This window comes from Cecembia rubra, assembly GCF_003014575.1.
Taxonomy (GTDB): domain Bacteria; phylum Bacteroidota; class Bacteroidia; order Cytophagales; family Cyclobacteriaceae; genus Cecembia_A; species Cecembia_A rubra.
In genome coordinates this window covers 319985-334023 of the sequence record NZ_PYGF01000001.1, presented here as the reverse complement: position 1 = coordinate 334023, position 14039 = coordinate 319985, and the positions used below count along the sequence as shown (strand labels likewise).

The window sequence follows — 14039 nt, the reverse complement described above, 5'->3', positions numbered from 1 at the left end:
TTTTGTTTGTAAGTGCCAAATTCTTAAACATAAAAAACTGCCCTTTGAACCAAAAGGCAGTTAGTAGTTTAAAAAGCTTATGCAAAAAAAATTCAATTTCTTAAGGCAAACCTAACGGGAATTTGATAGGCCACTTCCCTTGGTTCCCCGTTTTGTCTGGCCGGAATCCAGTCGGGCATATTTTCCACCAACCGCAAAGCTTCTTCATCCAAATTGGGATGAATCCCTTGGGAAACATAAGGGTTCAGTATCTTACCTTCTTTGGAAATTCTGAAATTCACCAAAATTGTTCCTTCCAGACCTTGTTTGAATGCCAGTTCAGGATACTTGATCTCTGATTTGATAAAAGTCGCCATGGCTTCCTGTCCACCAACAAATGCAGGCAGTTCCATCTCCCTTAATTTAATCTCCATCGTCTTTTCGGAACTGTTTTTTGCGATGAGATTTTCAACCTGAGAAAATGCTGAAAAAGATGTCAATAAGACCAATACTAATAATGTTGCTGTAGTTTTCATGATTCATTTGTTTTTGGTTGTCAAAACTAATGAATGAATCTAGCTACAATAACGGTTCTTCAATTTACCTCAGGGAAGAACGAACACCAATTGTGAAAGAAGTGCCAAAAAATGTCAATCTGTCTTATAACATTTTGATCTGATGCAGCAACCAGCTGTATTGGTTCCTGCTGATAGGGATTTCTTTTCCTGCGATGTGTACAGATTCTGCTTGAATCCCTTCAATCTCTTCCAGATTGATCAAGAAAGATTTGTGGACCCGTACAAAACGGTTGGCATCCAGTTTCACTTCCAGTTCTTTCAAAGTGGACCGGATTACGAATTTCCTATCTTTGGTATGTACTTGGGTATAATTCGCGTCTGCTTCCAGATAAGTGATGTCCTGAAGTTTGAGTTTGACCAACATGCCGTTGGTCCTGATAAACAAACTGTCTTTGAGCACAAAATCTTCCGGACTTTCCTGATTTTCCTTTTTGGAATGTCTCTTTGCAAAGTTGGACAAGGCCAATTCAATACCGGCCAATATTTCCTTTTCGTTGAAAGGTTTGACAAGATAGCCATAGGGGTTGACCTCCTTGGCCCTGTTGATGGTTTGCAGGTCGGCGTGTGAAGTCAGCATGATAAATGGCAGGTGATACTGCTCATTGATTTCTGCTGCGAGATCTATGCCGTCTTTTCCTCCCTTGATCTGAATATCCAGTAAGGCAATATCCGGTAATTTTTCTTCTATCATGGCCAAGGCTTCCCTCGCACTGATGGCAATACCACAAACCTCATAGCCCAAGTCTTCTAAAACATCCTTAAGGTCTTCCGCGATGACCAACTCATCTTCAACGATCAAAATTTTTATTCTACTCACTTTTTTGGGGAATTAAACAACAAGTGCAAAGTAAGGATCTACCCCTATCTTCAACAAATCAAACACAATTTAGTTTTTACCAAACAAAATCAAAACAAAGCAATAAAAAAAGGAGCTAAAGCAAATTAGAACTCCAACTTAATGAAATCCTCTTTGCCTTAACTCCTTCTTGGTTCTTTCTCTGACTTTCGACTTTCGAAATCCGATTTCTAACTTCTATTTATTTCGCTTTAGCTTATATCCTTCTTGTCTTCCCGATGCTCAAAACAGGTTATGTCAGAACCTTCTTAGCTCTTGTGTCTTGAGTCTTGTGTCTTGTGTCTAATCTCTCGCCTCACTTTTACCAGTACTTCGCCGGCTTATCCTTAGCTGGTATGGTCTTAAGGATAAACTGCCTCACATCTTCGTTGGAGTTGGCCAGGTCTTCTGCTCTTAGGTACATCATGTGACCGCTTCTGTAACCTTTGAAGCTCATCCTGTCCTGCAATTTGCCAGCAGGGTCCATCTGCCACATGTTGTATTTGGCATTGAAATAGTCTGTGCCACCATCAAAATACCCGGACTGGGTCATCACATGCAGGTAAGGGTTTTGCAACATGGCCTGTGCCAATTGGTTGCCTGTATTGTCATTACTTCTGTCCCATGGATGTACAGGACCGAATAAGTAATAAGTCAGGTCAGTCTCGTACTTCAGGATGTTTTTGGCATAGTAATTCATCGCTGGAGAGAAAGCATGGTTCCAGGCGGTCAAGGCAGGATCATAATCATATCTATCACCTGCATCTGTCTGGTCAATGCCCCTGTATCGGCTGTCCAATCTACCAACAGTCAATCCCTTATCACGCATCAATTCTTTCCAGAAGAAACTGGTAGGAACAGCAAGGGCATGCTGAAGGAAAACGTCTTCGCTGATTCCTGAATAATAAGCCATCTTTTTGGCAATGGCCTTTCTCTCTGCCGGGTCCAATGCACCACCTTTGGCTATTGCAGGCAATACAGTTTCCAAAGTATATTTTTCCACTTCAGGGAGGATGGCATCCAAATCCTTGCCCTGAAGGTCTGCTGGTAGTACTTTGTGGTACCAGGCAGTAGCTGCATAATAAGGAAGGTAATTGGCCTTGGCCACAGGACCACTTCTGTCAAGGCCCAGACCTGTTGGAGATACCAAAATAACCCCATTCAGGTACATCCAGTGGGAATTTTGGAGTTCGTATGCCAAACCGGAAACCCTCGTGGTTCCATAGCTTTCTCCGATCAAATATTTAGGAGATTGCCATCTGTTCTGTCTTGTTACAAAGGATTTCACCCAATCAGCCAGATACTTCACATCAGAGTTGATACCAAAAAAGGTAGATCTCGGGGTTTCTTTATCCACTATTCTGGAGTAACCCGTGTTCACCGGATCGATGTAAACGATATCGGCAACATCCAAAATAGAATGAGGGTTTTGCTTCACACCATAGGGCTGCAAAGGATAACCTTCATCATCGATGTTCAGCACATAAGGACCTGTATAGGCCAGGTGCATCCAAAGGGAGCCTGAACCAGGTCCTCCGTTAAAGGAAAAAACCAATGGACGGGTACTTTTATCTGTCACATCTGTCCTTTCATAATAGGTATAAAATAAAGTAGCGACAGCTTTGCCGTCCCCATTCCATACCGGCATGGTGCCTGCAGTGGCTTTATAAGGAACGCGGTTGCCTTTGATGGTGACTGAACCATTGGTAACCGATGCTGATTCAACCTTGATTTCTCTGGTTTCCTGCGCCTGAACCATCAGGATGCTGAAAGCCAAAATGAATAAAGTAAGTAAGTTTTTTCTCATAGTGATCATTTGCATATTCGAAACCGAATTTAATCCATTCGAAACAGGAATAATCGGTATTTATTTAAGAGCATCTTTGCGCATGATAAATGGGAAAAACCTTAACCCATCAATCATTGCTCAGATGAATAAGGTAATCCAAAAGAGCCTGGATTTCTTCGTCTTTCAAACCTGTCAGTAAGCCTTCATACATTAAGGATTTTTCGAGATTTTCGGTCTTTTGGATTTCCAACCGGGGAATGCTTACTACATAGTTCCCTATAAGCATCAATGCAATTGTATCAGCATCAATGCTCACAGGCCTTCCCAATAAAATCTGACCATCTTTTTTAAAAACTTTTACCCCTACCATACTTGGTTTGATAATGTTGGACGGATAACTGATTTCATCCAAAATTTCCGCTCTTGTCAATTTTATCCCAATGTCTTTGAGATTTGGACCTAATAACTCCATTTCTCCATTTGTGGAATGGCAAGCCAAACAAGCCAATTCTGCATAAAGCTGTTTTCCAAGTAATAAATTATCAGATTTAAAATCCTCCGTTTGGTTAACATGTGGCTTTTCTGTCAAATAACTTATTGCTGGATCTAAAACCAATTTGTAAAAACCTCCTGATTTTTGCTGAGTTGGATTATACCAGTAATCGGAAACTCCGTGCTGGGCAAGGTACAATTCTCCCTTTTCAGAAAAAGTCAAAGAAGATAGTTTGGGAATATCCACTACTGGAAATTCTTCAAATTGAAGGTCTCCATCCTCTAGATGAGTAATCCTAACCCTTCCTACCCCGCCCCTGTTCCATCTTTCACCTGGACCATAAAAAGCTACAAATAAATCACCAGAAGTTCCTCCAAAATCATTTGAACTGGAATTGAATACAATGCCGGAAGGCGCAAGTTCGGTTTTTAAGGAAAATGCTGGTCCTGTAGATTGTTTAGGATTGTTATATTTTCTAGGATTATGCCCATAAAAAGCACCCGCTTGCAGTATGTTCAACTCCTCACTTGGATTGCCACCACCTTCATTGTCCACAAAAAACAGATTGCCTGAGGAATGAAAGGCCATGCTTGGAACAGACCGGATTCCTGTGGCCAACTGCTCAAAGTTTTTGCCGTCTGTGGTAACCCTCAAGATACTCCCTCTCAGTCCTCTTGGGTCAGGAGAAGCCCCATCATTCCAGGAATCAGTTGTAAGATTGAAATACAATTTTCCATCTTCCCCAAAACATAAACCTGTTGTCCATTCATAGGGATGATGGCTAAATGGAATCTGATCAAAAACCACCCAACTACTATCTGCTTTTCCATCCTTATTCCTATCTAATAACCCAAGAATCAATTGACTTGTCCCCACAAATGCTGTGTCACCTTTAAAAATAATTGAACTCGGGGACCTCAATCCCAAGTCTGATACATCGAAATACAGCGATGCCTCATCTTCCAATCCATCTCCATCTGAATCTACTAAACTATAAATTTCTCCGGTCTGGTTTGAAGCAAAAATTTTTCCATCGGGACCAGAGGTAATAAAAACAGGATTAAGCACCTTAACTCCTTTATTTATGGGAAGGGCTATGACGCGGTAAGGTCCATAAACAGGGAAAATCTCCTGATATAATACTGTATCTTTTTCTTTTTTCGGATTGGCACAGGCCAACAAAAGGATTGATAGCAGTGGTAGTAAACATAGTTTAGAGTAAATCAAACTTGGGTTGGTTTTCATTGGAAATAGCTTTTGGGGATATCAACAATCTCTTTACACAACTAAAAGGACAAACCTTACCCATAAAATTTTAGACAACTTTTATCAGTTATCTTAAAATTTTAATTGTCATATTTTGTCAATTTAAAAATTTATGACTCCAAAAACCACTTTAATTCAAAAAAGTTCATTCGAGATTAACCCACCAAAAATTCCAGAATTTCACAATAAGTTTTGACATATTTCCACAAACGGTTGCCCTTTAAAGGATCAAAATGATAGTTTCGGGACCAATATAATTTTGAGTTATGAAGAAAGTTTACCTCTTACTTATTTGCTGGATGAGCTTGGGAAGTCTAATTGCCCAGGAAGTCCCAACCAAAGGAAATTATGAACTCGCTGCGCGGTTTTCCCCCGACAAACTGAAAAAGATGATTTTCAGCACTTCGGTAGATGCCCATTGGCTGAAAAAATCAGACCGATTCTGGTATGAATACGAAACCACTGAAGGCAAAAACTGGTACATCGTCAACCCTGCCACCAAAACCAAGGCCAAACTTTTCGACAATGACCGCTTGGCAGCAGAAATCACCAAAGTAGTCAAAGATCCTTTTGATGGACAACATCTGGATATTTCCAATCTCAAATTTCTGGAAGATGAAAACACCATCGAATTCAAGGTAAAAAGCACCCAAGACGTTCTTAAAAAAGACTGGGAAGAAATCAAAGCAAAAAACAGGAGCGCCAAGGACTCATTGGAAAAGAAAACCTTTGTTTTCCGCTACAATTTAAACACCCAGACCCTCACAGAAATCAAGGACCCTGAAGAAGAAGCCAAAAGGTTGTCCTGGGCCAATATCTCTCCCGATTCTTCCAAGGTGGTATTTGCGAAATATGATAACCTCTATTGGATGGACAAGGAAAACTTCCTTAAAGCGGTAAAGGATGAAAAGGACAGCACCATCGTAGAATATCAAATGACAACAGATGGTGAAAAAGACTACTCCTACGGAGGTTGGGGCCGGGGTGAAGACAACGAAGAAGAGGAAAAAAATAAAGACAAAAGAAAAAGAGCCAATGTGCTCTGGTCCCAGGACTCCAAGCAGTTTGTATTAACCCGCTCCGACTCCAGAAAGGTAAAAGACCTTTGGGTAATCCATAACACCAGAGATCCAAGACCGACTTTGGAAACCTATAAGTATGCCATGCCGGGAGAAAAAGAGCAGCCAACTGCTGAGCTTTACCACTATTCCTTTGATTCCAACAAACTTTCCAAATTGGAAGTGGCCACTTTCAAAGACCAGACCATTGGACTTTGGTCTGAAAGTATCCCGGCTTCCAATAGAGATGATGACTTCAAACCGTTAAAATGGTTGGGAGATAACAACTTCTTCTATTTCTCCATTACTTCCAGAGATTTAAAGCGTATTGATATCGGTCGCTGGAATATCAAAGAAGGCAAGAAAGAGGTCATCGTAGAAGAGAGAAGCAATACTTACATCGATATCCAAAAACCTGAAATCATCAATAATGGAACCGAAATGATCCATTGGTCAGAAAGGGATGGATGGGGACATTATTACCTCTATGGCACCAATGGGCAGCTTAAAAGACAGCTTACCTCAGGTCCATTCCATTCAGAAAACATTGAAAGGGTAGATGAAAAAACCAGGGTCTTGTATTTCACTGCCAATGGAAAAGAAAAAGGGGAAGACCCTTACTACCTACACTTATATAAAGTAAGCTTGAATGGCGGCCCCATCACATTGCTCAATCCCGGGGATTTCAATCATGAAGTTTCCATGAATGACAAAGCCACTTTCTTTGTCAATAACTTCAGTAGGGTCAACACTGTTCCTGCCTCTGCCCTGTTTGACAATATGGGAAGAAAAGTGATGGACCTGGAAACGGCAGATCTGGGTTCGCTTTTTGCCGCAGGATACAAATTCCCGCAACCCTACAAAGTAAAAGCAGATGATGGCATCACAGATCTCTATGGAGTAATGTACCTTCCTTTTGACTTTGACAGCACCAAAAAATACCCGATCATTCAATATGTCTATCCCGGACCTCAGACCGAAGCCGTAAATAAATCTTTTGGCAGGGCAATGGACAGGATTGACCGATTGGCGCAGTTCGGTTTTGTGGTGGTGACCATAGGCAATAGAGGCGGCCATCCTGCCCGTTCGAAATGGTACCATAATTATGGCTATGGAAACCTAAGAGATTATGGCCTGGCAGACAAAAAAGCAACTGTGGAACAGTTGGCCGACAGGCATTCCTTTATCGATAAATCCAAGGTGGGAATCCATGGCCATTCCGGTGGTGGTTTTATGTCCACTGCAGCGATGTTGGTCTATCCTGATTTCTTTAAAGTGGCCGTTTCTTCAGCAGGAAACCATGAAAACAACATCTACAACCGCTGGTGGTCAGAGAAACACCATGGAGTAAAAGAAGTCATCAGCCCTAAAGGAGATACTACTTTTGTTTACCAGATCGAAAAGAATCCGGACATCGCCAAAAACCTCAAAGGAAGGTTGCTTTTGGTAACAGGAGACGTGGACAATAATGTGCATCCTGCCAATACCATCCGCATGGCCAATGCTTTGATCAAAGCCAACAAGCGTTTTGACTTCATCATTCTTCCAAGCCAAAGACATGGATTTGGAGATATGACCGAATACTTCTTTTGGAGAATGGGGGACTATTTTGTCCAGCACTTGTTGGGTGACAATTCCCCTCAGCCTGTGGATATGATGGAAATACAAAGGGAAAAACCCCAGACCCGATAGCCTTATAAATTGAGTTATAAAAATTACAGATGCTGTCTTCTAATTTGGGGACAGCTTCTTTTTTTCAAGACCCTTTTAATTATGAAATATAAGTGTTCAAAAATCCTTTAATTTTGAAAATCCCAACACTGTTCAAAAATACCGGAGAAATTACCCGATATTTGCAATATTCAAGTAAACAATAATCCCGGACATGCTAAAAGACCAACACAACAGAATCCATGACTATCTCAGGATATCCCTGACAGACAGTTGTAATTTCCGTTGTGCTTATTGCATGCCCAATGAAGAAATAGAAGTTCTCCCCCACTCCAGATTAATGTCCACTGAAGAAATTGACCAAATTGCAGGGATTTTTGTGGATCAAGGGATAAAGAAAATCAGGTTAACGGGTGGTGAACCTTTGGTGAGGAAAGAATTTCCCGAAATCCTAAAAAAACTTTCCAGATACCCTACTGAATTGACCATGACTACCAATGGCATTTTGGTACACAAACATATAGCATTGATGAAGGAAGTGGGGATGCGCACTCTCAATGTAAGTTTGGACTCTTTGAACAGGAACACTTTTTATAAATTGACGAAAAGGGATCAATTTGATCAGGTTTGGACCAATATTCTTTTGTTGCTCCAAGAAGGCTTCCGAATTAAAATCAATGCTGTGGCTTTGAATGGCATCATAGAAAATGAAATCCTGGATTTTGTGGCTTTGACCAAAAAATATCCACTACATGTGAGATTCATTGAATTTATGCCTTTTGCAGGCAACCACTGGAAAGTGGACAAGGTGATTACTGCCAGTCAGATGCTGGAAATGGTCAAAGATAAATTTGAGGTGGTCAAACTCAGGGATGAACCCCATGCTACTGCAAAGAAATATAAAGTACCTGGACATGAGGGAACCTTTGCCTTCATTACCACTATGAGTGAGCATTTTTGCGGGGATTGTAACCGATTGAGAATTACAGCTGATGGTAAAATGAAAAACTGCCTTTTTGGGAAAGAAGAAATGGATCTTTTAGGGACTTTGAGACAGGGAAAAGACATCTTACCGCTCATCAAACTTTCTGTGAAGCGTAAACATGCCATTCTCGGAGGTCAATTCACTTCTGAATATCAAAAAACCAAAGCAGAGGAAATTGAAAACCGTAGCATGATAAAAATCGGGGGCTGATCCATTTCCAAAACAATATTAAATATTGAATCAAATCTTTAAAAATCACCTTATATTTTAATGGAATTCAATGACTTAATCCTTTACCTTTTACTTCCTACGATTGCTTTTTTATATGCTTCAGTTGGCCATGGTGGAGCGAGTTCCTATTTAATGATTCTTGCGCTTATGGGTTTTGCCCCCGAACAGATCCGGCCAACTGCACTGATCATGAACATGTTTGTCTCCATGTTGGCTTTCCTGTCATTCCGAAAGGCATCAGTATTTCCCCTTCGGCTTTTTCTTTTGTTGGTAGCTTTTTCTGTTCCTGCAGCATACTTGGGCGGAACCATATTGGTAGACACACTTTGGTACAAAAGAATCCTTGGAATTTTGTTGATTTTCCCAATCCTAAAGTTCTTCCAAGTTCTTCCTAAAGCCAAGTCGGTTGTAATCCAAAAGCATTGGTGGCTGGTTGGTTTATTAGGATTGATAATCGGGTTGGTCTCCGGGTTGATAGGAATAGGTGGAGGTATCATCTTATCCCCTATCCTTTTGTTGCTTGGATGGGCTGATATCAAAGAAACGGCGGCCATTTCTGCCCTGTTCATTTTTGTAAATTCTGTGAGTGGTTTTTTGGGAGCAGGTGGTTTTTCTATTTCCATTGATCCTCAACTTTGGATCGTAATGCCAATGACTATCATTGGCGGTGGGTTGGGCGGTTATTGGGGAGCCTCCAAATTCCAGGCACCTATGGTCAAAAAATTATTGGCATTGGTCCTTTTGGTAGCTGCGGTTAAATTAATCCTAGATTGATGCGTTGATGTAAAAACAATTGGTTTATTCCTTTTAGTTTGATAAAATTGAAATAGAAAACAGATTGAGCAAACCGCAATTTGATAACAGTATGGGAAGTGTAGAGCATAAATTTAAAGTTTTGGCTTTTGGCATGATAGCAGAAAAGTTAAAAACATCAGAGTTGGAATTGGAGGGAATTCCCAGCACAGAGGTATTAAAAGGTTACTTGTTTCAGCAATATCCGGAAATCAAGGACACCAAGTTCAGCATTTCGGTCAACAGAAAGCAAGTCAAAGGAGATAGCCCTATTCCCAACGAAGCTGAAGTTGCATTATTACCCCCATTTTCCGGAGGTTGATATGAGCAGATTTTCCAGACAGGTCATTTTACCGGGTTTTGGCCCTGAAGCACAATCAAAACTAAAAAAGGCCAAGGTATTGGTCATTGGTGCGGGAGGCTTAGGCTGTCCTAATATTCTTTACCTGGCGGCAGCCGGCATAGGAAATATTGCCATCATGGACGGGGATACAGTATCCGAAAGTAACCTGAATAGGCAGGTAATTTTTGGAGAAGCAGAAATCGGTATCAACAAAGCAGAAGCAGCAGCCCATTACCTTAAATCCAAATACAGCGATATTCAGATCCATACTATTCCTGAGTTCATTAGCCCATCAAATGCTGTTTCTTGGATCAGCCAATATGATATAATAGTGGACGGTTCAGATAATTTCGCCACAAGGTATCTGGTCAATGATACCTGTGTGCTTTTGGGCAAACCGCTGGTTTTTGCGGCCATATATCAAAATGAAGGACAAGTAGCGATTTTCAATGCCTATAAATATGCGATCAACTACCGGGACCTTTATCCTGAGCCCCCAAAAGAAAATGATATTCCGAATTGCAGTGAAACAGGAGTTCTGGGTGTTCTCCCTGGTATTATAGGTACCATTCAGGCGGCAGAGACCATCAAATTTCTGACAGGTTATGGTAATAACTTGGTCGATAAAATGCTTTATTATAACCTTCTGACCCAGCAAACCTATCAGATTGAATTGAGCAAAAATGAAAATACAATGTCTTTGATCCCCGAGAGTCCAGAAGAACTTGCTTCCAGGAATTATGCCTTCTTCTGTGATGCAGAAGAAGGTGTAAGTTGGAACGACGCACTTCGGGAATTGAAAAACAATCCACAACATATACTTATTGATGTAAGAGAACCACATGAAACCCCAAAACTTTTAGGATACAAATACTTCAGCATGCCTGTTTCAAACTCCTATGAGATTTCATCAGAGATAGAAAAGGCAGAGTCGATTTTCCTCTTTTGCCAATCAGGAATAAGGAGTCTGCGAATGGCAAGGGATTTAAAAAAGAAGTTTATAGGGAAAAATATTTATTCTATTCTGGGAGGTATTGAATCTCCTGAATCACCATTAAATTAAAATCCATGGAAAAGCAGCGAAAACCCAAGAATATATTCGTAGAAGGCCCAATCTCTCCCGAGAAAATTGCGCAGTCCATTGCCAATCACAGTAGCAAAACAGATATTGGGGGGCATAGCATTTTCCTAGGTCAAGTCCGAGCCGATGAAAAAGAAGGAGGCAAAGTCAGGGCTATTGCCTATAGCGCCTATGAAGAAATGGCATTGGAAAAGGCATTTGAAATCAGAGAAGAAATTTTTGCCAAGTACCCACTCACATGCATGCACATTTATCACAGTTTGGGTGAAGTCAAAGTTGGGGAAATCTGCCTATTTGTATTTACCTCCTCCAAACACCGCAAAGCTGCAATTGAAAGTTGTGAGGAACTGGTAGAAAGAATCAAAAAAGAATTACCAGTTTGGGGCCAAGAATTGGTGGATAATGAAAAAGCTGTCTGGAAGGAAAACCAGTAAAAATTGATTTTCTTTGTGACTTAGGAACGATCATTAATAATATGAAAATTATAGCCATTGGCAGGAATTATGCCGAACATATTGAAGAACTTAAAAACGAGCGCCCAAGTGAACCTGTTGTGTTTTTAAAGCCCGACACAGCAATTTTAAAAAATGGTGCAGCTTTTTATCACCCTGATTTTTCCCAGAATATCCACCATGAAGTGGAACTGGTGCTTAAAGTTTGTAAAGAAGGAAAATATATCCAAAAACAGTTTGCAAGCAGGTATTTTGATGAAATTGGTTTAGGGATCGACTTTACTGCAAGGGACCTACAGGACAAGTGTAAATCAAAAGGGCTGCCTTGGGAAATTGCAAAAGCATTTAACGGTTCGGCACCAGTTGGCGAATTCCTGCCAACGGATACATTTAATGACTTTAAAAACATTGATTTCCACCTTTTGATCAATGGGGAATTAAGACAAAAAGGCAATACTTCCATGATGCTCTTCGATTTTGGAACCATCATTGAATATGTGTCTAAGTTTTTTACTTTGAAGAAAGGCGATCTGATTTTTACGGGAACGCCAGCAGGAGTGGGAAAAGTCAGTATAGGGGATCGTTTGGAAGGATTTATCGGAGATAAAAAACTATTGGATTTTGAAGTCAAATAAGCTCTTCCTGCTATTTCTTCTTTTCCCCATTACCTTATTTGCCCAGGAATATCTTTTTCCAGTCAAGCCCGGACAAAGGAATTTATTGGCCGGAAATTTTTCTGAAATAAGGCCAAATCATTTCCATTCCGGGATAGATGTGAAAATCGGAGGTGTAGATGGAGAACCTATCTTATCCATTGCAGATGGATATGTATACCGCGTCAAGCTTTCCACTTATGGCTATGGCAATGTGGTTTATATCAAACATCCCAATGGCCAATCTTCTGTTTATGCCCACCTCCGCAATTTCTCTCCCAAAATCCATCAATATTTAAAGCAGGAAATTTATAAAGCACAAAAAAATGAGCTTGAATTGTTTCCTGAAGCCGGCATAATCCCAATTAAAAGAGGCGAAATAATCGGTAATGGTGGAAATACCGGAAGTTCTGGAGGTCCTCATCTGCACTTCGAAATCAGGGATTCCCTTGAAAGGGCCATTGATCCTTTTCAGTTTAGGTTCAAGGAAATAGTGGATAATTCAGCCCCTGTTCTTTTCAGGGTGGCATTAAGACCAATGGATTTGGATTCCAGAGTAAACGGAAAGTTTCAAAGACAGGAATTTACCCCTGTATTAGAGGGCAACCGATATGTATTGAAATCCCCCATTAAAATCAGTGGGAAAGTCGGAGTTGAAGTCTATGCCATTGACCGAATGGATGATGTGAGCAATATTTTTGGTGTAGCCGTTTATGAATTATTGGAAGACCAAAAGCCTGTTTTCCGGGTGGACATTAACCATGTAGATTTTGAAAAAGGGCGTTTTTTTCTTACCCATACCTACCAAAACCGCTTTACAAGACTTTACCTTCATCCAAACAATCCTTTGAAGATTTACGAACCTGATTCTCTGCAATCAGGAGCAGTTTCTGCCCTTTCCGGAGAGAAAAAACAATTTCGGGTAATGATGAAAGATTACTTTGGAAACAGCAGGGCCTTGGAATTCCAGGTAGAAGGTGAGGAATCTCCCCTATTTCTTGAAACAGCTAGCAAAACATTACACCAGAAGACAAATATTAGGTATGAAAGGGAAGTGATGGTCTTAGAAGCAGGCCCTTCCTATTTTGGTTCTGTGGCAAAAGTTTTTGTTAATGGTTTCGTGATGGATTTACCTCCGGCATACTCTTCAGGTGGCGTTAGGACCTATTTATGGGACATGAATTACGGGATTCCTGATTCATTGGATATTTGTACAGAGTTAGTTATTCCAAAAGTCATAAAGAAAATACCTTTCAATGAGGAGTTATATTTTGCCAACAATCATATTGAAATCCAGTTTTGGGAAAACACCTTGTTGGATGATCTATTCTTGAGGGTTGATCATAAGGAATATGCAATCAGTATCAATAGTCCAAACGAGTATTTGCAGTCCAATATGGAAGTAGTTTGGAAAAACCCAAGCTATTCAGGTGACCAGAATTACACTCATGTCTATTTTCAAGCAGCTAATGGACGAAAAACTTTTGTTGGTGGTGATTGGGAATCAGGAGATATCCGTTTCAAAACCAGAAATTTTGGTACTTTTGTACTCGATGAAGACAGGGTGCCTCCCAGTATTCAGCCTACAAGGGTGAATTCCGAGGAAATTCGCTTTGTAATCAAGGATGAAAAATCAGGAATTAGGGATTTTGAGGCTTGGGTTGATGGCAAATGGGTACTGATGCGCTATGAGCACAAGTCAAATTTGATCTGGTCAGAGAAGTTGGATAAACAACCTTTCAAAGGAGAAGTTTTATTGAAAGTACGTGATATGGCCGGAAATGAAGCCCGGTATAGCACTACCATTAGATAATTTATCCACCTTAAATTTAA

Annotated in this window: 12 protein-coding genes; 8 read left to right on the top strand and 4 right to left on the bottom strand. The window is 40.5% G+C overall.

The features are described from left to right. Positions 1-92: 92 nt before the first annotated feature. The 4 genes from CLV48_RS01350 to CLV48_RS01335 form a co-directional block, all read right to left on the bottom strand. Positions 93-515, bottom strand: coding sequence for an energy transducer TonB (locus CLV48_RS01350; protein WP_106565441.1), 423 nt, complete (start codon positions 513-515; stop codon positions 93-95). Between the two features lie 124 nt (positions 516-639). Beyond that, complete coding sequence (locus tag CLV48_RS01345) at positions 640-1374, bottom strand: LytR/AlgR family response regulator transcription factor (protein ID WP_106565440.1); 735 nt, start codon at positions 1372-1374, stop codon at positions 640-642. A gap of 340 nt (positions 1375-1714) precedes the next feature. After that, the gene (locus tag CLV48_RS01340; protein ID WP_106565439.1) at positions 1715-3199 is read right to left on the bottom strand and encodes a S10 family peptidase; all 1485 of its coding nucleotides are present in this window, start codon (positions 3197-3199) and stop codon (positions 1715-1717) included. 109 nt (positions 3200-3308) lie between these two features. Next, a complete protein-coding gene (locus tag CLV48_RS01335; protein WP_106565438.1) occupies positions 3309-4919 on the bottom strand; it encodes a DUF7133 domain-containing protein in 1611 nt (536 codons plus the stop codon). 287 nt (positions 4920-5206) lie between these two features. Between CLV48_RS01335 and CLV48_RS01330 the strand changes: the two genes are divergently transcribed. The 8 genes from CLV48_RS01330 (at position 5207) to CLV48_RS01295 (ending at position 14019) form a co-directional block, all read left to right on the top strand. Further along, the gene (locus tag CLV48_RS01330) at positions 5207-7690 is read left to right on the top strand and encodes a S9 family peptidase (protein ID WP_106565437.1); all 2484 of its coding nucleotides are present in this window, start codon (positions 5207-5209) and stop codon (positions 7688-7690) included. Positions 7691-7883: 193 nt separating this feature from the next. Continuing rightward, on the top strand, positions 7884-8864 hold the full coding sequence (moaA, locus tag CLV48_RS01325; protein ID WP_106565436.1) for a GTP 3',8-cyclase MoaA: 981 nt from the start codon (positions 7884-7886) through the stop codon (positions 8862-8864). Positions 8865-8924: 60 nt separating this feature from the next. Next, positions 8925-9659, top strand: a complete 735-nt coding sequence (locus tag CLV48_RS01320; RefSeq protein WP_106565435.1) for a sulfite exporter TauE/SafE family protein — start codon at positions 8925-8927, stop codon at positions 9657-9659. Positions 9660-9723: 64 nt separating this feature from the next. After that, a complete protein-coding gene (locus CLV48_RS01315; protein WP_245889449.1) occupies positions 9724-9999 on the top strand; it encodes a MoaD/ThiS family protein in 276 nt (91 codons plus the stop codon). Between the two features lies 1 nt (position 10000). Further along, positions 10001-11083, top strand: a complete 1083-nt coding sequence (locus CLV48_RS01310; RefSeq protein ID WP_106565433.1) for a HesA/MoeB/ThiF family protein — start codon at positions 10001-10003, stop codon at positions 11081-11083. 5 nt (positions 11084-11088) lie between these two features. Beyond that, positions 11089-11535 (top strand): molybdenum cofactor biosynthesis protein MoaE, encoded by a 447-nt coding sequence (locus CLV48_RS01305; protein WP_106565432.1) that lies wholly within the window; start codon positions 11089-11091, stop codon positions 11533-11535. A gap of 41 nt (positions 11536-11576) precedes the next feature. Continuing rightward, positions 11577-12188 carry a fumarylacetoacetate hydrolase family protein gene (locus CLV48_RS01300; protein WP_106565431.1) on the top strand — a complete coding sequence of 204 codons (612 nt, stop codon included), beginning with the start codon at positions 11577-11579 and terminating at the stop codon, positions 12186-12188. Further along, positions 12175-14019, top strand: coding sequence for a M23 family metallopeptidase (locus CLV48_RS01295; RefSeq protein ID WP_106565430.1), 1845 nt, complete (start codon positions 12175-12177; stop codon positions 14017-14019). The genes CLV48_RS01300 and CLV48_RS01295 overlap by 14 nt, the downstream gene beginning before the upstream one ends. The last annotated feature ends 20 nt before the right edge of the window (positions 14020-14039 follow it).